Origin of the sequence: Edwardsiella hoshinae NBRC 105699 = ATCC 33379 (assembly GCF_000474215.1) — a bacterium.
Lineage (GTDB): Bacteria > Pseudomonadota > Gammaproteobacteria > Enterobacterales > Enterobacteriaceae > Edwardsiella > Edwardsiella hoshinae.
The window spans coordinates 1-20,370 of the sequence record NZ_BAUC01000036.1; the positions used below are offsets into that span (position 1 = coordinate 1).

The window sequence follows — 20,370 nt, forward strand, 5'->3', positions numbered from 1 at the left end:
TCGCATTTTTCCATCGCACGCTTCCCGCGCTATCTTCCTTGTTTTCCAGCAAAAATGCCCACGATGAGATGATTAAAATCGTGTTACGCGCCTGATCGCATTGCCTCGCTCACGCTCCATGGGAGCAGAGGTGACCGGCGGACGCCCGGCCACCTGGCGCCATTAATCGAGACGGATGGCGATGGTATACAGCTTCACGCCATCGAACTCCTTGATAATACGCCCCTGCACGCTGACGCGTTGCTGCGGCGTCACCACGCGCCCTGCCCAGGCGCTGTTAGGCACGATCAGCGTCATCTCCCCGCTCTCATCGCGGAAGCGATAGTCTTCGCCCCCCAAAGCCTGCACGATATGTCCGCGTAACAAAACCATTTGTCCTTCGTCGATCACGCTGGCTTTCTCTACCTGACTGACCGTCATCACCGTCTGCTGATGCGGGCCGTCGAAACCGCCCCCCAACGACGTCTGCGGTGGGGTAGTGCACGCCGCCAACCCGAGTACCGATAGCGCCAGGATCATCCCCTTGAGCGAGTTACTCATCTTACCACTCCTTATCCACGCGGTATGCGGTCTGCTGGCCGAGCAACAGCCGCAAACCATATTGATATCTATTTGTTTATCCAGACCATTATAGTCACAGTAAGCCATCGTTTCACCTTAAGCAACTTCCGAGAGCGGAAAAAACGGGTCAATGCATCCCCCGTCTTCCCGCCCTGTTACGTTAATGCCCAAGCGATGGACGTTGCGCCCTCCGTTGCCGCAAGGCTTGGTCTTAAGGTTTATCCTAATTCTCCCGCCATACATGCCTGACCCGACGCCGCACGCCAGAAATCGCGTATGCTGATAGTGGTCGGAGATGTTTTCCTCAAGCGCTAGGTTATTCTCTTTATCAGTAATTACGTCTAGTGATTGCCACGGTGTGCGTGCCATTGCCGCAACGCCGACGGCGATAACAGGCACGCAGCAGACACGACGACACGGCAGTAACCCATCGGTTGTAACGGGTGGGTGGGCGAGCCAGCCAGCAGGCTGGCGGCACATGGGTGCACCCCAATCATCACACGCGGAAAAAAGAAAGAGCACATCCTGATGCATAATTCCACTCAGGTGGGTCAACGCTATCGCTGGTATCGTCTGCTATTAGCCATTCTGCTGGGGGGGTTGGTCGGCATCGGCGCGCTTGCCGTACGCTATCAACAGGAACTGGGCGCGATAGGTCAGATTCAGCGCGAGGCCGCCAATATGGCCATTGCGCAACTCGATGATCAACTGGCTCACGCCGAACGCATTAGCCAGAATGGGCTAGGCTGGCGCGATGAGAACTGCGAGTTCATTAACCCGCAGCTCAGCAGTATGGCTATCCATCTGGAAACTATCCGCGCGGTACTGTGGGTTAAAAACGGTCTGATCACCTGCTCCAATCTACTGCACCAGCCGCGTAAATCGTTGTATAGCGTCTACCCCGAACTACACGCGGCTAAACGAACCCTGGTATTACGACCAGCCCAGCTATTTAACCGTGGTACCCCGGTATTGTTACTCTGGTTACCGACAGCGCAAGAGCCAGACAGCGGCATCGTGCATATCTTCAACATCGCCACCCTCTCCTCATTTATCCTGGCGCCGCATACCCCATATGTTGAGGCTATGGCGTTGAATGTTGCCGGACATACCTTACACTTCCAGGAGCGGCGCATCTTACCCTACCCCGCGCTACTGGGCACCGCCCCGCAACTGGAGCTGCATTCGACGGCCTACCCATTCTCCATCAGCCTGTTCGCGCCCTCGCCCCGCACACTGGCGCTACAACGTCTTCCCCAGCACGTGCCGCTGGTGCTGCTCCTATTCCTGCTGGTAACGGGCCTGGTCTACCTGGCCTCGGCCAATCGCATGCGCTTGACCTACCCCCTCACGCAGGCCATGCAGCGACGTGAGCTCCAGCTCTATTGCCAGCCGATCATTCGGACCCAGAGCGGCGATTGCGAAGGCGTCGAGATCCTGCTGCGTTGGTACCATCCACGCCACGGTTGGACCTCCCCGGAGGTGTTCATTCCCTTGGCCGAGCAGAATGGGCTGATCATTCCGTTGACCCGCTACCTGTTAACGATGCTGGCGGCGCAGCGCCACCTGTTCCCCGCCGATGCGAATTTCTACCTCAGCATCAACGTCGCCCCAGAGCATGTGGCTCAGGGGCTGTTGGTTCAAGATATCCAACAGCTGTGGCTCAGCGTCAAACCGCAACAGCGACTGATGGTCGAGCTGACCGAACGCACCCATCTGGCTGGCCAAGATTATGCGCAACGCGCACGGCTGCGGGAGCTGGGGATTTGGCTGGCGCTGGACGACTTCGGCACAGGCCAGGGGTCGCTAAGTTATCTGCAAGATCTACAACCCGATATTCTGAAGCTCGATCGCACCTTCTGCGCGACCATCGGCAGCGATGCCATCAACGCCACCGTACTGGATTCACTGATCGATCTGGCGCATCAGCTACACCTGCACTTAGTGGCTGAAGGCGTCGAGAATGAGCAACAGGCCGACTACCTGCGTGACAAAGGGGTTTATGCGCTGCAAGGGTTTTTGTTCGCCCGCCCGATGCCGTTGAGTGAATTCCCGCGCTGGCTCGCGCAGCGCGGGGCGTGTCAGCCCGTCGCGGGGAGATCTGGCCCGTGCCAGGCTTAATCTTGCGTCGACGACGGATCGCCCGCCAGACGTTCAATCTGCACCTTCTCGATGCGATACTCCTCCACCTCGACGACGGTGAAGCGCAGTCCATGTCGGGTCAGGGCAGCCCCAACCGCCGGCATCCGATCGAAATGTGCCAGCAGCAGTCCCGCTAATGAGGCGTACTGCGTACCGCTACCCAATACCAGGCCCTGTACGTCCAACGTCTGCTCCAGGGTGTGAAGATCGGTACTCCCCTTGACCAGCCAGCCGCGTTCGTTGGTGACAATATCCGGCGTCTCGTCTTCGTCGGGGAACTCACCCGCAATAGCCTCCAGCACATCCAGTGGCGTGACCAAGCCTTGCACTTCGCCAAACTCATCGCTGACCATCACCAGACGCCCCTTAGCCTGACGCAACACATCCAGTACATTGATGACGTCCAGGCTCTCCAACACCACGATAGGGGTATGCTGTGCGGCAAACTCCGCCAACGGTACACCCTGCTTCAACGCCATGAGTAAATCCTTGGCACGCACCACGCCCAACAGCTGATCTAGGCTGCCGGCGCATACCGGAAACAGGCTATGCGGGGTTTCCAATAGTTGGCGGCGGATGTCGTCGGCCGATTGGCGACAATCGATCCATGAGATCTCGTTGCGTGGCGTCATGATGGTACGCAACGAGCGTGAGGCCAGCGTCAACACCCCGCTGATCATATAGCGCTCCTCAGCGGCAAAGGTGCCCGCTTCGCCAGGTGCCAAAATTCCCTCACTCACCGTATCTGACGGCGTGCCACGCACGCCGCCCATCAGACGCATGATGGCTTCCGCGGTACGCTGGCGCATTGGCTTACGCTGTTGATGGCGTAAATAGTTACGCCGGGCGATCTGATTGAACATCTCGATCAGGATCGAGAAGCCAATCGCGGCATACAGATAACCTTTCGGGATAGGCAAGCCAAAGCCTTCGGCCAACAGGCTCAAGCCGATCATCAACAAGAAGCTGAGGCACAGCACCACCACGGTCGGGTGGGCGTTGACAAAGCGGGTCAGCGCCTTGGAGGCCAATAGCATGATCGCCATAGCGATCACCACTGCCACCATCATCACCGCCAGATGGTCGACCATACCGACGGCGGTGATCACCGCATCCAGTGAAAAGACGGCATCCAAGATCACAATCTGTACCACCACCGACCAGAAACTGGCGTAGCCCTTCTGGCTCACCGCATGCACCCGCCCTTCTAGGCGTTCGTGCAGCTCCATGGTGGCTTTGAATAACAGGAATAGCCCGCCCGCTAATAGGATCAGATCGCGCCCGGAGAAGGAGAATTGAGCGATACTGAACAGTGGCCGGGTGAGCGTCACCATCCACGAAATCAGCGACAACAGCCCCAAGCGCATGATCAGCGCCAAACCGAGCCCGATAAGGCGCGCCTTGTCGCGCTGCTGCGGCGGTACCTTCTCTGCCAAGATGGCGATGAAGACCAGGTTGTCAATGCCCAGCACGATTTCCAACAGCACCAACGTCAGCAGGCCGGCCCAAATAGAAGGATCGAGTAACAGTTCCATCGTGTTTACCCCGCGAAACCGACGGCGTTAGTCAGCACGCCAGCGGCCAACGTGATGCTGCGCTGGCGAGGCGGCTGGCGCAAAGACCAAGACCAGGCAACGTGAATCGGGCCGGCCAGGCGGCAAGCATACGACGATAAATAGCGGGAACGAGAAAAAATCGGGAAAGATAACAGAATGGTGCAACGGCGTCGGTGACGATCCATAGGTTGGGTTTAACCCAATACTCCTTCGTTTAAATAGGTCGTTTACTGTAACAAGAAACGGCGCGTCATACTATGGGGCGGGCGGTAACATTTTATCGTGATCGTGCACAAAATCGTAAAAGTCGGCGTACAAAAAAGCGTCATGCGCGCTACATTTATTCACGATATGTACTAATAACCGATGGGCGTCACATAAAAATTTTTTTTACTGACTAAAATAAATCCTGCTGAAACCGATTGCAGACGGCGCCTGAATCGATTCATAGATTTAATTGATTGATTTGTAAGGCATGATCACTATGTCGGCAAGATCAAAGAAATTTCAGTAGGCAGTGACTCAACATGGATGTTTCGTTAAACAGTTCGTATCTTTAATTGCATACGGTGCGTCGGGTTTATTTCACGGCGTGAAAGTATCAAGGAAAGCAGAGGAGGTAGCGAGTGAGTATTGCTATTATGATCGGTACTCACGGGGCCGCGGCGGAGCAGTTGTTAAAGACCGCCGAAATGTTGTTGGGCGAACAGAGTAATGTTGGCTTTATCGACTTCGTGCCCGGTGAAAATGCCGAAACATTGATCGAAAAGTACAGTCAGAAACTGGCACAGATGGATACCAGCGACGGGGTTCTCTTCCTGGTAGACACCTGGGGCGGTAGCCCGTTTAACGCCGCCAGCCGGATCGTGCTGGACAAAGCACACTATGAAGTGATCACCGGCGTCAACGTGCCGATGCTGGTCGAAACCTTTATGGCGCGCGACGATAACCCCACTTTTGATGAGCTCGTTGCCATCGCCCTGGAAACCGGGCGTGAAGGCGTACGCGCCCTGCGTGCTAAAGAAGAGGCGCCGGCCGCCAGCGCCGCCAAACCGGCCGCACCGGCACCGACCGCCCCCGCTAAGCCGCTGAATCCCGAAGATCACATGACCATTGGTCTGGCGCGTATCGACGATCGCCTGATCCACGGTCAGGTCGCCACCCGCTGGACCAAGGAAACCGGGGTCTCTCGCATCATCGTCGTCAGCGATGAAGTCGCCCAGGACCACGTTCGCTCCACCCTGCTCAAGCAGGTGGCTCCTCCGGGCGTCACCGCCCACGTCGTGGATATCGCTAAGATGATCCGCGTTTACAACAACCCGAAATACGCGAACGATCGCGTGATGCTGCTATTTACCAACCCGACCGATGTCGAGCGTCTGGTCGAGAATGGCGTCAAGATCACCTCGGTGAACATCGGTGGTATGGCGTTTCGCCAGGGGAAAACCCAGGTCAACAATGCTGTCTCCGTCGATGAAACGGATATCGAAGCCTTCAAGAAGCTGGATGCCCGCGGCATTGAGCTGGAGGTGCGTAAGGTATCCAACGATCCGCGTCTGAAGATGATGGACCTCATTAGTAAAATGAACTGATATGCCGCAAGGCATTGATTTAACTAACTCAGCTCTTTGGTAAAAGGAGAAGTACAATGGAGATTACCACTCTTCAGATTGTGCTGATATTTATCGTGGCATGTATTGCGGGGATGGGCTCTATCCTCGATGAGTTTCAGTTCCACCGTCCGCTGATCGCCTGTACCTTGATCGGTATCGTGCTCGGCGACATGAAAACCGGCATCATCATCGGGGGTACCCTGGAAATGATCGCCCTGGGTTGGATGAACATCGGTGCCGCCGTGGCCCCTGATGCGGCTCTGGCCTCCATCATCTCCACCATCCTGGTCATCGCCGGCGGGCAAAGCATCGGCGCCGGTATCGCGCTGGCGATCCCGTTGGCAGCCGCAGGCCAGGTATTAACCATCATCGTGCGTACCATCACCGTGGGCTTCCAGCACGCGGCCGACGGCGCTGCGGAGCGCGGGGATCTGCGCGCTATCTCTTACCTGCACTGCTCCGCCCTGCTGTTGCAAGCGATGCGTATCGCCATTCCGGCGGTGATCGTCGCCATCTCCGTGGGCACCGATGCCGTTCACTCCATGTTGAGCGCCATTCCTGAGGTGGTTACCACCGGTCTGGGTATCGCGGGCGGGATGATCGTCGTCGTCGGTTACGCCATGGTCATCAACATGATGCGTGCTGGCTACCTGATGCCGTTCTTCTACCTGGGCTTCGTAACCGCGGCATTCACCAACTTCAACCTGGTTGCACTGGGTGTGTTGGGTCTGGTCATGGCCATCCTGTATATCCAGCTCAGCCCGAAATACAACAAGGCGCAGGTGGTACAGTCCGCTGCCAACGGCAATAACGATCTCGACAACGAACTGGACTAAGAGAGAAGGTGAGAAAAATGGTTGATACGACTTCATCTGTAACCCCGTCTCAGGGTGAGAAGAGGCTGACCGCTGGCGATATTCGCGGTGTATTCCTGCGCTCTAACCTTTTCCAAGGTTCATGGAACTTCGAACGTATGCAGGCGCTGGGTTTCTGTTTCTCCATGGTACCGGTGATCCGTCGCCTGTACCCGGAAAACAGCGAAGAACGCCGCCAGGCCATCCGCCGCCATCTGGAGTTCTTTAACACCCAACCGTTCGTCGCGGCGCCGGTTCTCGGCGTTACCATGGCGATGGAAGAGGAGCGTGCTAACGGCGCACCGATCGACGATGCCGCGATCAACGGTATCAAGGTCGGTCTGATGGGGCCGCTGGCCGGTGTCGGTGACCCGATCTTCTGGGGTACCGTCCGTCCGGTATTCGCCGCCCTCGGTGCTGGCATCGCAATGACCGGTAGCCTGCTTGGCCCGATCCTGTTCTTTGTGCTGTTCAACCTGGTGCGTCTGCTGGTGCGTTACTACGGCGTCGCCTACGGCTATAAGAAAGGGGTCGACATCGTCTCCGATATGGGCGGTGGTTTCCTACAGAAAATGACGGAAGGGGCGTCCATCCTCGGCCTGTTTGTCATGGGAGCCTTGGTGAACAAGTGGACCCACGTCAACATTCCGTTGGTGGTCTCTAAGGTAACCAACCAAGAGGGCCACACCACCGTCACCACGGTTCAGAATATCCTGGATCAGTTGATGCCGGGCTTGGTGCCGCTGCTGCTGACCTTCGGCTGTATGTGGCTGCTGCGCCGGAAGGTGAACGCCCTGTGGATCATCGTGGGCTTCTTCTTCATCGGTATCTTTGGTTACTGGATCGGGCTACTCGGTCAGTAATCGCCCCACACCGGACGGCCTAGGCCGTCCGGTGTCGTTTCATCGCTACCTCGGAGTTGTTCATGTCTTTAACCGATATCGCCCTGTTGGTCTTTATCGTGCTGTTCCTGCTCTACGCCATCTACGATGAGGCGATCATGCCGCGCCAACGTGGCGCGACGCTGCTGCGCGTCAATCTGAAGCGGCGCAACAAAGCCGACAGCGTTATCTTTATCGGTCTGTTAGCCATCCTAGCCTACCGTAACATCAGCGATCAGGGCGCTCCCTTTACCACCTGGCTGTTAGCTAGCCTGATAATCGTCTCGATCTATATTTTCTATCTACGCTGGCCCAAACTGCTGTTTAAGGCGCAGGGATTCTATTATGGCAACGTGTTTATCGACTATGCACGCATCCGCGGCATGAATCTGTCGGAAGACGGCATTCTGGTGATCGAGTTAGAAAAACGGCGCCTACTGATCCAGGTCGCCAAGCTCGACTCACTGGACGACATCTATCAGTTTATGCTGGAGCACCAGGCGTAAACACCGCAACGGGCGCCACAGCGCGCCCCCTCCGCCCTTTCAGCACCACGTTTATCTCCTCTTGCGCCGCATCGCACGGCACGACTCTGACGCGCCGGGGCGCACGGTAATCGCCAAGAGCGCAATAACAAGGCCATGTGCGGCGGCACAGGGTAGCAAGCTGACGGCGTGCGGGCCAGGAAACCTCACCGGCTCGCACTCGTCAGGCTAGCGGTACACGCTGGCCGCGCGCAGTTTACACGGAACTGCCTGCGCTAAACTCGGTACCAAGCGACCCGAGCGGTACCGCTTGTGGCGCGTCACGTCGATAGATTCGGATCAAGAAATCCGTTTCACACGTTAGTCGACTGCGTGCACGTAGGGCCTCAGCGACGCCTGGTGACGCGCGCCAAGCGAAGGGCGTCATCTGCAACAGATCGGCCGCCTGCGGGCCGCTGAGGTTCATCTCGTAGGCCAGACGCTGCTGCTCTACCAGGGTAAAGCCGGCTAACGCCTCTTCTTTCTGTTCGTGTAGGTGGACCTGAGGATAGACTAACGCCTTCAACTGGTAGAGATGCCGCGCCGCTGGCGTCACGGTCACCAGGCAGCCCCCGACGGCCACGACGCGCGCCAACTCCGCCGCATTACAAGGCGCATAGATACGCACTCCTCCCCCCATGCTGGCATCGGCGAACGGTAAACGCTGGCTTGATGCGACGCAGAAGTGTACACGAGGATAGCGACGCGCCGCGTAACGAATGGCGACTTTCGCAATATCCAGGCCATAAACCTGCGCTTGCGCCGCCTCGCACCAACTGGCGGTGTAGTACCCCTCACCACAACCGATATCCAGCACGTTACAGCCGGGAGCCGGCAAATGGCGTGCCAGCGCCTCCCGGACCGCGTCACGCAACGGTTGGTAGTGCCCCGCCTGTAAGAAGGCGCTGCGTGCCTGCATCATCGCACTGCTGTCACCCGGCTGGCGCGAATGCTTAAACTGCACCGGCATCAGATTGACATACCCCTCTTTGGCGCAGTCAAAACGGTGATTGTTGGGGCAACTCCACTGGCGCTCATCCAGACGCAACGCGGCGTGACACAGGGGACATTGGTACGGCATGCTGTTTACTCTTTTCACAGGGGAGATAGGAGGCTGGCGGCCATCGAGCGGCGACCATCATGCGGGTATTATCCCGAGCGGCGACGGTGGGCGCAAGCGACCTGGAAGGACACGGTCTCGTACGGGACCGCTAGCAATAAAAAAACCCGCCGGCGGCGGGTTTTCTAACCACTAACGTAGAGTTAGATAGCGACTACGTTAACAGCAGACGGGCCTTTCTGGCCATCCTGGATTTCGAACTCTACGTGCTGACCTTCAGCCAGAGTTTTGAAACCGTTGCCCTGGATTGCAGAGAAGTGAACGAACACGTCCTTGCTGCCGTCAGCCGGGGTGATGAAACCGAAACCCTTCGCTTCGTTGAACCACTTCACTTGACCTTTGATCTTAGCCATCTTACGTATTTCCTTACTATTGATTAAACCGCCCGCAGGCGTTACACAGACAAACTAGAGTCGTTACTGCTTGAGGCACTAAGATAAGGTTCGGCAGAGAAGTAGTAAGCAACGCAAACGTTTTTACTGGGAACTTCTTTACTGAAAATGCCACACATAGACAGAACTGTACCTCGCTTTACTCAAATGCGTTATCACACACTCTCTATTCAATGGCAAGCCATTTTTATGCAGTGATCGACATGTCGCACAGAAATAAAACGGTCGGCGGAAAACTGGCCATGTTTATGCTGAAATAAGTTGCCATGAACAGTGTTTTCTGCTGTCTCGACGGCGTTCACTTTTCCAACATCTCCTGGTCGTTTTCCTCTGACTCTCATGACCTCCTTTTTACGCTATTCTGGCGCATCCGTCATCCTCTTCCCGGTGAAAAAAAGCAAATAATAAGTTTGAAATGAGATGTGTTATACATTTTTCACTTATTTTCCGCCGGGCTATTCCACCGTTACGTGAGATTATTCATAGTACAAATGCTTTTTTAACCGTTATAGTCAAGAACGGTGCCAAATGACCTGGCGCCGAGGGGATGAGAAAGGCGCCGCTGTGTGCCCAAACAGAAAAGTTAAGCTAATGCATTGATAAATATATTTATATTTCTTTTCTGATTATTAACGGAATAATAATTTGAAAAAATAATCATCGAAATAAACGTTACCGCGCGCGGATTATTTATCCCCTGTCAGAAAAAAAGCACGCTCACCCTGCCGTCATTTTATATGACCTATTTGATACCACTAATATCCCCCCCGCCCCTGCCGTCATGGTGCGAAGAGGGCTATTTTACGCCACCGCATGAAAATAGGCGCCGCAAATAGAGACGGCGCCGAACAGGACAACGAGAATAGTGAAACTGGGTTGCGCTTATTTCATCGGTAGCGCGATATCTTGGAACATCGCTTCGATCTCTTCATTACTGCGTAACGCCAGCGCCGCATCGACCACCTCACGCGTCAGATGCGGAGCGAAGCGAGCGATAAAGTCATACATATAGCTACGCAGGAAAGTACTGCGGCGAAAACCCAGCTTGGTGGTGCTAAAGCCGAATAGATGGCTGGCGTTGAGCGCCACCAGATCGGCGTCTACCTGTGGGTCGAGCGCCATCTTGGCGATCACCCCCACCCCGAGGCCCAGACGGACATAGGTCTTAATCACATCCGCATCCGTCGCCGTGAAGACGATGTGCGGCGTCAACCCGGCCTGATTAAACGCCAAATCAAGAGTAGAGCGCCCGGTAAAGCCGAAGGTGTAGGTCACGAGGGGATATTCAGCCAACGCTTCAATGCTCACCTTACCACTCTTAGCCAACGGATGGTCGGGACGCACCACCAGGGCGCGATTCCAGTGATAACAAGGCAGCATCACCAGATCGGCATACAGATGCAACGCCTCGGTGGCAATGGCGAAATCCGCATTCCCTTTACTGACCGCCTCGGCGATCTGGCTGGGCGAGCCCTGGTGCATATGCAGTGACACCCGCGGATAACGTTGGATAAAGTCTTGGATCACCGCCGGCAAGGCATAGCGCGCCTGGGTATGGGTGGTTGCCACATACAGCGAGCCTTGGTCGGGGTAGGTATGCTCCCCCGCCACCGCCTTGATGGCCTCGACCTTGGATAACACCTCGCGGGCGATGCGGATGATCTCCTGCCCCGCCGGCGTCACCTGAGTCAGGTGTTTACCGCTGCGCGAGAAGATCTGAACCCCCAGTTCATCCTCCAGCATACGAACTTGTTTGCTGATGCCGGGTTGCGAGGTATAGAGCCCCTCGGCGGTAGAGGATACGTTAAGGTTGTGGTTAACAACTTCAACAATATAACGAAGCTGCTGCAATTTCATAGCCGGTGCCATCCTAATTGTGCGTTGGTTAGTGCGACGCATGGCCGATAACGCTAAAAAACCACGAAATGGTTTTATATCACTACTATATCATTATGTTACTAAACGTATAAGCGGATAACCGGTTCTTCTCGCCGCCGATCGCCGGCCGTACGTACAAAAAATGCCGGCCCCAAGGCCGGCATCATGACGCAGTCAACACGTGTAGCTTACTTCTTCTCGCTCTCGACCCACTTGCCATCGATGAAGAAGGCGCTCCAACCGGTGGCCTTGCCCTCCTTCTCGCTAGCGACATACTGCTGCTTCGTCTTACGGCTAAAGCGCACCAGCGTCGGATTTCCTTGCGGATCCTGCTGCGGTGCATCAGCCAGATAGCGCAGCTTCTCCGGCAGTCGGTCGCGGAAGCGGAACAGCTCCGCCACTAGCGGCGCACGTGTCTCACGTGATTTGGGGAAGGTGTTAGCCGCCAGGAAGACGCCGGCGGCGCCATCACGCAACACGAAATAGGCGTCAGACTTCTCGCACGCCAGCTCTGGCAACGGCACCGGATCTTCCTTCGGTGGTGCCACCTCGCCGTTACGCAGGATCTTACGCGTATTCTTACAGGCTTCGTTGGTGCAGCCCATATACTTGCCAAAACGCCCCATCTTCAGGTGCATCTCGGCGCCACACTTATCGCACTCGACTACCGGGCCATCATATCCCTTGATACGGAACTCGCCCTCTTCCACCTCATAGCCGTCACAGGCGGGGTTATTACCGCAAACATGCAGCTTACGATGATTGTCGATCAGATAGCTGTCCATCGCCGTGCCACACTTCGGGCAGCGCCGCTTAGCGCGCAGCGCGTTGGTCTCGGCGTCTTCCCCCTCCAGCACGTTGAGCACTTCGGCTTCGGGGATCAGATTGATGGTAGTTTTACAACGCTCTTTCGGCGGCAGCGCATAACCAGAACAACCGAGAAATACCCCGGTGCTGGCGGTACGTATCCCCATGGGTCGCGCGCAGGTCGGGCAAGCGATGCTGGTCAACACCATCGGGTTGAGGCGCATGCCACCCTCCTCCGGCGATTTCTCCGCGACCTCCAACTGCTGGCTAAAATCGCTAAAGAAACCATCGAGTACCCCGCGCCAGTCGGCCTGGGCGTTGGCAACCCGATCCAAACCGTCCTCCATGTGGGCGGTAAAGTCGTAGCTCATCAGCTCGCGGAAGTTCTCCTCCAGGCGATCGGTGACAATCTCCCCCATCTTCTCGGCGTAAAAACGGCGGTTATCGCTACGCACATAACCGCGATCCTGGATGGTGGAGATGATAGCCGCATAGGTCGACGGACGGCCAATGCCACGCTTCTCCAATTCGCGCACCAGCGAAGCTTCACTGAAGCGCGCCGGTGGCTTGGTGAAGTGCTGGCTGGGTTGCAACTGCAACAGATCGAGCACTCGCCCGCTCGCCACCGCCGGTAGGGTACGATCCTCATCGCCCTTGCGCAGTTGCGGTAGCACACGCGTCCAACCGTCGAAGCGCAGAGTGCGCCCGCGGGCCTTCAGGGTGTAGTCCGCCGCCTGCACGGTGATGGTACTGGCGTCATATTTGGCTGGCGTCATCTGGCAGGCCACAAACTGGCGCCAAATCAATTGATACAGTTTCAGCGCGTCGTCTTCCATGCCCTTGAGATCGTCGGCAGAGACCGTCACATCGGATGGACGGATCGCCTCATGCGCCTCCTGCGAATTATCCTTACTGGCATAGATATTGGCCTGTGCCGGCAGGTATTCGGCCCCGAAATTGTCGCCGATATAGGCGCGCGCCATATTCAGGGCATCCTGACTCAAGTTGGTCGAGTCGGTACGCATGTAGGTGATGTAGCCCGCCTCGTACAGGCGCTGCGCCATCATCATGGTCTTCTTCACCCCGAAGCCCAGACGCGTGCTGGCCGCCTGTTGCAGGGTGGAGGTGATAAAGGGGGCCGACGGTTTGCTACTGGTCGGCTTATCTTCCCGCTCGCGCACCACGAAGCGAGCGCCCTGCAAGGCGGCAACAGCGGCCTCGCTCTGTTCGGCGTTCACCGGCTTAAACGGTTTATCGTTGTAGTGGGTCACTTGAGCCTGGAAGTTGGCCTCGGCACCGACGGCGAGATCGGCGCGCAACTCCCAATACTCTTCCGGCACAAAGGCCTTAATCTCTCGCTCCCGCTCAACGATCAACCGCACCGCCACCGACTGGACTCGTCCTGCCGAGAGGCCACGCGCAACCTTCTTCCATAGCAGCGGCGACACCATATACCCGACCACACGATCCATAAAGCGGCGCGCCTGCTGGGCATTGACGCGATCGATATTCAGTTCGCCGGGATGACTAAAGGCTTGCTGGATAGCGTTCTTGGTAATTTCGTTAAACACGACGCGACTGTAGCGCTCATCGTCGCCGCCGATCACCTCGCGCAGATGCCAGGCAATGGCCTCCCCTTCGCGGTCCAAGTCAGTTGCCAGATAGATGTGGTCGGCTTTTTCGGCCAGAGACTTTAACTCCGCGACCACCTTCTCCTTGCCGGGCAGAATTTCGTAATGCGCCTGCCAGCCATGGTAAGGGTCGACCCCCATGCGATTGACCAGCGCATCGCGCTCGTTCTTCTTGGCCTTGGTCTTGGTTTTATCGTCGGTCGAGGCAGCGCCCTTCTTACTGGCTGAGCCACTGGTCGGCAAATCGCGGATATGACCGACGCTGGACTTCACCACGTAGTCACTGCCGAGATACTTATTTATGGTTTTGGCCTTTGCCGGGGACTCAACTATAACGAGAGCTTTACCCATAATTCTCTTTACCTGAATGCATCCTTCTGTTGCCAGAAGCCTTTAATTCGCCATTAAACCGGCACTGTATAGAATTCTTTTTTATATTGCGACAGGTACAGCAGAGATCAAGACTCACCGCCCTAAACGCCTCATCGTTGTGCAGACACAGCTCAATTTGCTGATCTAGCGCAATATTCCGCTTACGCCCTCCACGGCACAGCGAGCGGTGTGCGCAGAGTGTAAACAAGAGATTCCGTCAGAATCAAGAAGTGCCTCACTCTACCCGATCGTCAGCGCCACGCAACCTAATTAGCACGCTCCGCACATTTTTACCAATTTTCACCCGATGCCATCGCCCCCTTGCCGCCCTCGCCGGACGGGGTAAAATACGGGAAACGTATTCGTTGGAGAGAAAAAGATGTTGCATGAAACTGCCCCGATCACCCGAGAGCAACTGTTGGCCGAGGCCAATCAGATCATCCGCGATCACGAGGATTACATGCAGGGAATGGTAGCGACCGACGTCGAACAGAAAGGCCATGTGTTAGTTTTCCGCGGAGAGTTCTTCCTGGATGAAGCGGGACTACCGACGCCAAAGAGCACCGCCGCCTTCAACATGTTCAAACACCTGGCGCACACCCTGTCGGAAAAGTATCATCTGGTGGACTGAGACCAGCACTGGCGCGCCCACAAGGGCGCGCCAAGCGTCTGCGCTTAGGGTAAAGGACGCTGACCACGCTGCCACCAACGCAGCAGCAAGCTATCCATGCCCTGAGCGGCCGCGATCCCCATACGGGCCATCAGTCCCTTGCGGCGCACATAGCGTAACGCGATCACCTCGGCCTGCTCCATTTCGGCGATCAACAGATCGTCGCTGGTACTCACCGCATCCACCAACCCTTTCTCTAAGGCTTGCTCGCCATACCAATGCTCGCCCGTCGCCACCGCGTCGATATCCAACGCGGGCCGCTGACGCTGTACGAACTGCTTAAATAAGCGATGAGTCTCATCCAGCTCTTGGCAAAACTTCTCGCGTCCCGCCGCCGTGTTTTCGCCGAAGAGCGTCAGGGTGCGCTTAAACTCTCCGGCAGTATGCAATTCAACATCCACATCATTCTTCTTCAACCAGCGGTTAAAGTTAGGGATCTGCGCCACGACGCCGATCGAGCCGATGATGGCAAAGGGTGCCGCCACGATGCGATCGGCGACACAGGCCATCATGTAGCCTCCACTGGCCGCGACCTTGTCCACCGCCACGGTCAGACGAACCCCTGCCTGACGCAAGCGCTGTAGCTGCGAGGCCGCGAGTCCATAGCCATGCACTACCCCGCCGGGGCTTTCCAGGCGTAACAACACACTATCCTGCGGTCCGGCGACCGCCAATACCGCGCTGATCTCCTCACGTAACGAGGCGACTTCGTGGGCATCCATGCTGCCTTTAAAGTCCAGCACATAGAGGCAGGGTTTCTCCGCCGCCAACAACCCACCACGCGCCTCCGCCTTGCGTTGTTTCTCCTCGGCCTTCGCCACCTTCTTTTGCAAACGGCGCCACTGCTTCAATGCGGCCCCTTGCAGACGGGCGCTACGCATGTTGCGCTGCATCTCACGGTACTGTTCACCCAGATCCGTCAGTTGCAGCTCACCGTCGCCATGCCCCTGACGCTGACGGAGCCCAAGCACCAACAACACCAGCGCCGCCAGCGCCAACACGAGCGTCGCCGCCTTGGCCAAAAACAGGCTATATAAGGATAACCACTCCACACTCACCGCCTTGTTCATCATGCTATTAACACCACTGAACGCGCCCGTCACCACGGAAAACGCGTCACGTACGCCACACAGACTAAGGAGCCGCCGTAAAATAGCAAGCCTTGGAAGGTAAACAGCTGGTAAATCCACCTGGCACACGGCTCGGACGAGATTCTCGTTGACCCGAGACGGAGCGTCGGGCTATAGATCTGCCATTGTTTCTTTATCTTGAGCTCACCATGACCGCGTCCACACCAAGCCAAACCTACCGTGCTCGCGCCGATCTGTTACAAGATCGTATCATTCTCGTGACCGGCGCCAGCGCCGGCATCGGCCGCGAGGCGGCCCTTAGCTATGCCCGCCACGGCGCGCATCTGATCTTACTGGGGCGCGACAGCGCACGCTTAGCGGCACTAGCTCAGCAGATCGTCGCCGAGGGTGCGCCGCACCCGCATCTTATCTCCTGCGATCTGCTGACGCTGGATGAGGCGCAGAGCCGCGCCTTAGCCGCAGATCTGAGTCAGCGCGTCACGCATTTGGACGGCCTGCTGCACAGCGCCGGTCTGTTGGGCAATCTCGCCCCGCTGGCGCGGCAAGATTATCGCCAATGGCAAGCCGTGATGCAGGTCAACGTCAACGCCCAATTCCTGTTGACGCGCGATCTGCTGCCACTGTTGCAGCGCGCCACGCGCGCCTCGCTCATCTTCACCAGCTCCAGCGTTGGCCGTCAGGGACGCGCCGGTTGGGGGGCCTACGCCGTCTCGAAATTCGCCACCGAAGGGATGATGCAGGTCTGGGCCGAGGAATTAGCAGCCACGACGGTGCGGGTCAACGCCATCAATCCGGGCGCGACACGCACCGCGATGCGCGCCAGCGCCTATCCCGACGAGGATCCCCTCACTCTGCTCACCCCAGCACAGATTATGCCGCTGTATCTTTACCTGATGGGAGATGACAGCCAAAACGAGCATGGCCGCAGCCTAGACGCCCAGCCCAATCGTCGTCCTGGCCGAGCCGGCTAACGCGAGTGTCTGCCCCGGCGATACATGCTGGGACGGTCAACCTGTCACATCACATTAAGGAGTCGAGGATGGATCAACAGCGCCACCAGCAGCGCCAGCAACGCCTAAAAGAGAAGGTCGATGCCCGCATCGCCGCCGCCCGCGATGAACGCGGCATCCTGATCATCTTCACCGGCAACGGCAAGGGGAAAAGCAGCGCCGCTTTTGGCACCGTCGCCCGTAGCGTCGGCCATGGCAAGCGCGCCGCCGTAGCGCAATTTATCAAGGGCACCTGGGAGAACGGCGAACGTAACCTACTGGAACCGCACGGCGTCGAATTCCAGGTCATGGCCAGTGGCTTCACCTGGGAAACCCAGGATCGTCAGGCCGATATCGCGGCCGCCGAACAGGTATGGAGCCATGCGCAACGGATGCTGGCCGACCCGCATCTCGACCTAGTGGTCTTGGATGAGCTGACCTATATGATCAGTTACCACTATCTCGCGCTGGAGGCCGTCATCGCCGCCCTGCGCGCCCGCCCTATCCACCAATCGGTGATCATCACCGGACGCGCCTGCCACCGCGAACTGATCGCCCTGGCGGATACCGTCAGCGAAATCCGCCCGGAAAAACATGCCTTTAACGCCGGCATCAAGGCGCAGAAAGGTATCGACTGGTAATGGCCTTAACCTGCGCCGCGATCGTTGAGGCGGCGCAGTACCGCGAAGTCGTGCTCGACAGTGATTAAACTATGGCATCCCTGTGCGAAGGCGAAATGCCACAGCTGATCCGCCGCCAGGCCCAGCAGACGGGCGCATAACAGCGCCAACACCCCTTGATGGGCGACCAGCAACACCCGCTGTCCGGCGTGACGCGCCAGCAGCTCGTCTAGCGTCGCGCCCACCCGAGCGCTGAAGGCTGCGAACCCCTCCCCCTGTGGGGGGGCGGCATGACGCCAGTCAGAGCACCATGCCTGGTAAGCCGCACTCTGTTCAGCCGCCAGCGCTCGGTGATGGCGCAGCTCCCAGGCACCGAAATCCATCTCATCCAGCCCGGCGTGGACATGGAAGGCACCCTGCGCACCGATGATTGGCCGCAGAGTCTGCTGCGTACGTAGCAACCGACTGGCATAGGCGGCGGCGAAGTCGATGCCCTGTAACTGGCGCGCGACCGCCTGTGCCTGTTGCTGTCCCCGCTCCGTCAGCGGTAAATCGCTACGCCCGCAGTAGACGCCATCCAGGTTGGCCTGGGTTTGACCATGACGTACCAGATACAACTCCATTACCGCGCCTCAGCACAACGCCAGCAGGAACACCAGCGCGCACAACTCGTTAGCGGCGCCCAGGGTATCTCCCGTCTGCCCGCCCAGACGCATATTGATAAAGGCGCGGTAGATCAGGGCGAACAGGTAGGCGATGAAGAAAGCCAGCAGCCCCTGCCAGCGCAACAGACCAAAGGTCAACAGTAGGCCGATCACCAAGGTCAAGGCATAGTGACTGCCGCTGATCTTGCCGATATACAGATTGCCCATCCCGCTCTCACGCGCATAACGTTGGCGGTACATCATCACCGCCAGCAGGGTGCGGCTCGCCAGCGGCAAGGCCACCAATACGGCATAGATGTGCAACGGCGATCCCGCCAGGCGCTGGATCAACAGCATCTGCATCAGGATCACGAAGATCAACGCTAAAGTACCGTTGGTGCCGATACGGCTGTCGCGCATGATCTCCAGCATGCGATCGCGCGGGCGAGCAGAGAAGAGCCCATCGCAGGTATCGGCGAGGCCATCGAGATGAAAGGCGCCAGTCACCAACGTGCTGGCCAGCACCGCCGCCAGCGCGCCCAGCCAACTGCCATAGGTGGTCGCCAGCACGCCATAGGCCAATGCACTGATCACCCCGACCAGCAGGCCGACAAAGGGAAAGTAAATAATGCCGCGCGGATAATCGCTAAGCGCCAGATCATCACTGCAACGCGGAGAGACTGGGATGCGGGTCATAAACTGCAAGGTCGCCAGGAAAAGTTTCATTGTCCGTTGATTCGTCCGTAAAAAAGGAAGCCTCGCCCCTGACGTCACGCCGATGGCGCCGGGTCACGCTCTAATAACGTACTGATACCCCACTAGTAATACCACTTTCTGCGCCCGATGCCAGCCCAGACTGGGGAAAATCGGCGACGGCGCAGGGGCATGCCGCCATAGCGCAATAAAAAAACCGCTCCGAGGAGCGGTTATCGGTCAAGAGACGGCGCTTGCGACGCTTAGCCGCGTTTGGCGGCCGGGGCACGGCGGCTTGAGCCGCCATGTTGACTATGGCGCTTGACGGCGCGTCGGATCTGATTAGCTTTCATCCGACGGCGCTCACGCTCCACCGGCAGCTTGCTGGTGGTTTCCGCCTTCAGCTCGACCAATTCACGCAGGTAGTTAATATTTTCCAACGGCAGCTCCTGCCAGCCGCCGCGCGGCAAACCTTTCGGTAGCGTCAGATCGCCATAGCGCACACGGATCAAGCGACTGACCTGCACGCCAACGGCCTCCCACAGGCGACGCACCTCACGGTTACGCCCTTCCGTCAGAGTGACGTTGTACCATTGGTTCAGCCCCTCGCCCCCTTGGAAGCTGATGCTCTTAAAGCTGGCCGGCCCATCCTCCAACTGCACACCGCGGCTCAACTGACGCAGCTTATCCTCGTCCACCTGGCCGAAGACACGCACCGCATACTCGCGCTCAACCTCACGGCTCGGGTGCATCAAACGGTTCGCCAGCTCCCCGTCGGTGGTAAACAGCAGCAGGCCGGAGGTATTAATGTCCAGACGCCCCACGGCAATCCAACGGGAACCGCGCAGCCGGGGCAGACGGTCAAATACCGTCGGACGCCCTTCTGGATCGCGGCGGGTACACAGCTCACCTTCTGGTTTGTAGTAGGCCAGAACACGGCAAATCTCTTGTTCCGATTCGCGAATGGAGACGACACGCCCATCGACGCGGATCTTCATGGTGGACGTCACTTCCACGCGGTCGCCCAAGGTGGCCAGTTTGCCATCCACACTCACGCGCCCTTCTTTGATCAACGCCTCGATTTCACGGCGGGAGCCATGACCGGCGCGGGCAAGAACCTTCTGTAATTTTTCGCTCATTGAGCAACCTCAGCTGTCGCCTTCACAGGCGTCGTTATTGTCGACCGGCCGCCGCGGCGACCGATGCTAAAACAGGCGTTCAGCACGCCGGGCCGCAACCCAGCCTGACGCGGGCGCTCATTTTACACGAAATCGGGATATATGCCGTGAATAATTTGCCTGCGCGAAGAAAGTCCAGCGCCCTAAGTAATCC

Annotated in this window: 19 protein-coding genes; 8 read left to right on the plus strand and 11 right to left on the minus strand. The window is 57.6% G+C overall.

The genetic code is table 11. The features are described from left to right. Positions 1–162: 162 nt before the first annotated feature. Complete coding sequence (locus EHO01S_RS14310) at positions 163–540, minus strand: YgiW/YdeI family stress tolerance OB fold protein (RefSeq protein WP_024524601.1); 378 nt, start codon at positions 538–540, stop codon at positions 163–165. 549 nt (positions 541–1,089) lie between these two features. Between EHO01S_RS14310 and EHO01S_RS14320 the strand changes: the two genes are divergently transcribed. Continuing rightward, complete coding sequence (locus tag EHO01S_RS14320) at positions 1,090–2,682, plus strand: EAL domain-containing protein (protein WP_024524603.1); 1,593 nt, start codon at positions 1,090–1,092, stop codon at positions 2,680–2,682. Here EHO01S_RS14320 and EHO01S_RS14325 read toward each other — a convergent pair. Beyond that, positions 2,679–4,238: a TerC family protein gene (locus tag EHO01S_RS14325; RefSeq protein WP_024524604.1), complete on the minus strand. Its 1,560-nt coding sequence runs from the start codon at positions 4,236–4,238 to the stop codon at positions 2,679–2,681. The genes EHO01S_RS14320 and EHO01S_RS14325 overlap by 4 nt on opposite strands. Positions 4,239–4,885: 647 nt before the next feature. Between EHO01S_RS14325 and manX the strand changes: the two genes are divergently transcribed. From manX to EHO01S_RS14350, 4 genes are all read left to right on the plus strand, one after another. Then, the gene (manX, locus tag EHO01S_RS14335) at positions 4,886–5,851 is read left to right on the plus strand and encodes a PTS mannose transporter subunit IIAB (protein WP_024524606.1); all 966 of its coding nucleotides are present in this window, start codon (positions 4,886–4,888) and stop codon (positions 5,849–5,851) included. A gap of 56 nt (positions 5,852–5,907) precedes the next feature. After that, positions 5,908–6,708 (plus strand): PTS mannose/fructose/sorbose transporter subunit IIC, encoded by an 801-nt coding sequence (locus EHO01S_RS14340; protein ID WP_024524607.1) that lies wholly within the window; start codon positions 5,908–5,910, stop codon positions 6,706–6,708. Positions 6,709–6,725: 17 nt separating this feature from the next. Further along, a complete protein-coding gene (locus EHO01S_RS14345) occupies positions 6,726–7,589 on the plus strand; it encodes a PTS mannose transporter subunit IID (RefSeq protein WP_024524608.1) in 864 nt (287 codons plus the stop codon). Between the two features lie 62 nt (positions 7,590–7,651). Next, the gene (locus tag EHO01S_RS14350; protein ID WP_024524609.1) at positions 7,652–8,113 is read left to right on the plus strand and encodes a DUF986 family protein; all 462 of its coding nucleotides are present in this window, start codon (positions 7,652–7,654) and stop codon (positions 8,111–8,113) included. A 235-nt stretch (positions 8,114–8,348) separates the two neighbouring features. Here the strand turns inward: EHO01S_RS14350 and rlmA are convergent, their stop codons facing one another. The 5 genes from rlmA to topA form a co-directional block, all read right to left on the minus strand. Next, the gene (gene rlmA / locus EHO01S_RS14355; RefSeq protein ID WP_024524610.1) at positions 8,349–9,212 is read right to left on the minus strand and encodes a 23S rRNA (guanine(745)-N(1))-methyltransferase; all 864 of its coding nucleotides are present in this window, start codon (positions 9,210–9,212) and stop codon (positions 8,349–8,351) included. Between the two features lie 182 nt (positions 9,213–9,394). After that, entirely contained in the window at positions 9,395–9,604 is a 210-nt protein-coding gene (gene cspE / locus EHO01S_RS14360) for a transcription antiterminator/RNA stability regulator CspE (RefSeq protein WP_024524611.1), read from the minus strand. A 41-nt stretch (positions 9,605–9,645) separates the two neighbouring features. Next, positions 9,646–9,762, minus strand: coding sequence for a DUF2627 domain-containing protein (locus EHO01S_RS18445; protein ID WP_071818514.1), 117 nt, complete (start codon positions 9,760–9,762; stop codon positions 9,646–9,648). A 763-nt stretch (positions 9,763–10,525) separates the two neighbouring features. Further along, the gene (cysB, locus tag EHO01S_RS14365) at positions 10,526–11,500 is read right to left on the minus strand and encodes an HTH-type transcriptional regulator CysB (protein WP_024524612.1); all 975 of its coding nucleotides are present in this window, start codon (positions 11,498–11,500) and stop codon (positions 10,526–10,528) included. A 209-nt stretch (positions 11,501–11,709) separates the two neighbouring features. Continuing rightward, positions 11,710–14,310, minus strand: a complete 2,601-nt coding sequence (gene topA, locus EHO01S_RS14370) for a type I DNA topoisomerase (RefSeq protein WP_024524613.1) — start codon at positions 14,308–14,310, stop codon at positions 11,710–11,712. Positions 14,311–14,710: 400 nt separating this feature from the next. On the opposite strand from topA, the gene EHO01S_RS14375 reads away from it, so the two are divergent. After that, positions 14,711–14,962 carry a YciN family protein gene (locus EHO01S_RS14375; protein ID WP_024524614.1) on the plus strand — a complete coding sequence of 84 codons (252 nt, stop codon included), beginning with the start codon at positions 14,711–14,713 and terminating at the stop codon, positions 14,960–14,962. A 44-nt stretch (positions 14,963–15,006) separates the two neighbouring features. On the opposite strand, the gene sohB is transcribed toward EHO01S_RS14375, so the two are convergent. Continuing rightward, the gene (gene sohB / locus EHO01S_RS14380; protein ID WP_024524615.1) at positions 15,007–16,053 is read right to left on the minus strand and encodes a protease SohB; all 1,047 of its coding nucleotides are present in this window, start codon (positions 16,051–16,053) and stop codon (positions 15,007–15,009) included. 227 nt (positions 16,054–16,280) lie between these two features. Here sohB and EHO01S_RS14385 point away from each other — a divergent pair, with 227 nt between their 5' ends. Together EHO01S_RS14385 and cobO are read left to right on the plus strand one after the other, a co-directional pair. Beyond that, positions 16,281–17,063 carry a YciK family oxidoreductase gene (locus EHO01S_RS14385; protein WP_024524616.1) on the plus strand — a complete coding sequence of 261 codons (783 nt, stop codon included), beginning with the start codon at positions 16,281–16,283 and terminating at the stop codon, positions 17,061–17,063. 68 nt (positions 17,064–17,131) lie between these two features. Beyond that, positions 17,132–17,722, plus strand: a complete 591-nt coding sequence (gene cobO, locus EHO01S_RS14390; RefSeq protein WP_024524617.1) for a cob(I)yrinic acid a,c-diamide adenosyltransferase — start codon at positions 17,132–17,134, stop codon at positions 17,720–17,722. A gap of 5 nt (positions 17,723–17,727) precedes the next feature. Here the strand turns inward: cobO and EHO01S_RS14395 are convergent, their stop codons facing one another. The 3 genes from EHO01S_RS14395 to rluB form a co-directional block, all read right to left on the minus strand. Beyond that, the gene (locus EHO01S_RS14395; protein WP_024524618.1) at positions 17,728–18,324 is read right to left on the minus strand and encodes an adenosylcobalamin/alpha-ribazole phosphatase; all 597 of its coding nucleotides are present in this window, start codon (positions 18,322–18,324) and stop codon (positions 17,728–17,730) included. A gap of 9 nt (positions 18,325–18,333) precedes the next feature. Beyond that, positions 18,334–19,071, minus strand: a complete 738-nt coding sequence (gene cobS, locus EHO01S_RS14400; protein WP_024524619.1) for an adenosylcobinamide-GDP ribazoletransferase — start codon at positions 19,069–19,071, stop codon at positions 18,334–18,336. Positions 19,072–19,301: 230 nt separating this feature from the next. After that, positions 19,302–20,177, minus strand: coding sequence for a 23S rRNA pseudouridine(2605) synthase RluB (rluB, locus tag EHO01S_RS14405; RefSeq protein ID WP_024524620.1), 876 nt, complete (start codon positions 20,175–20,177; stop codon positions 19,302–19,304). Between the last annotated feature and the right edge of the window lie 193 nt (positions 20,178–20,370).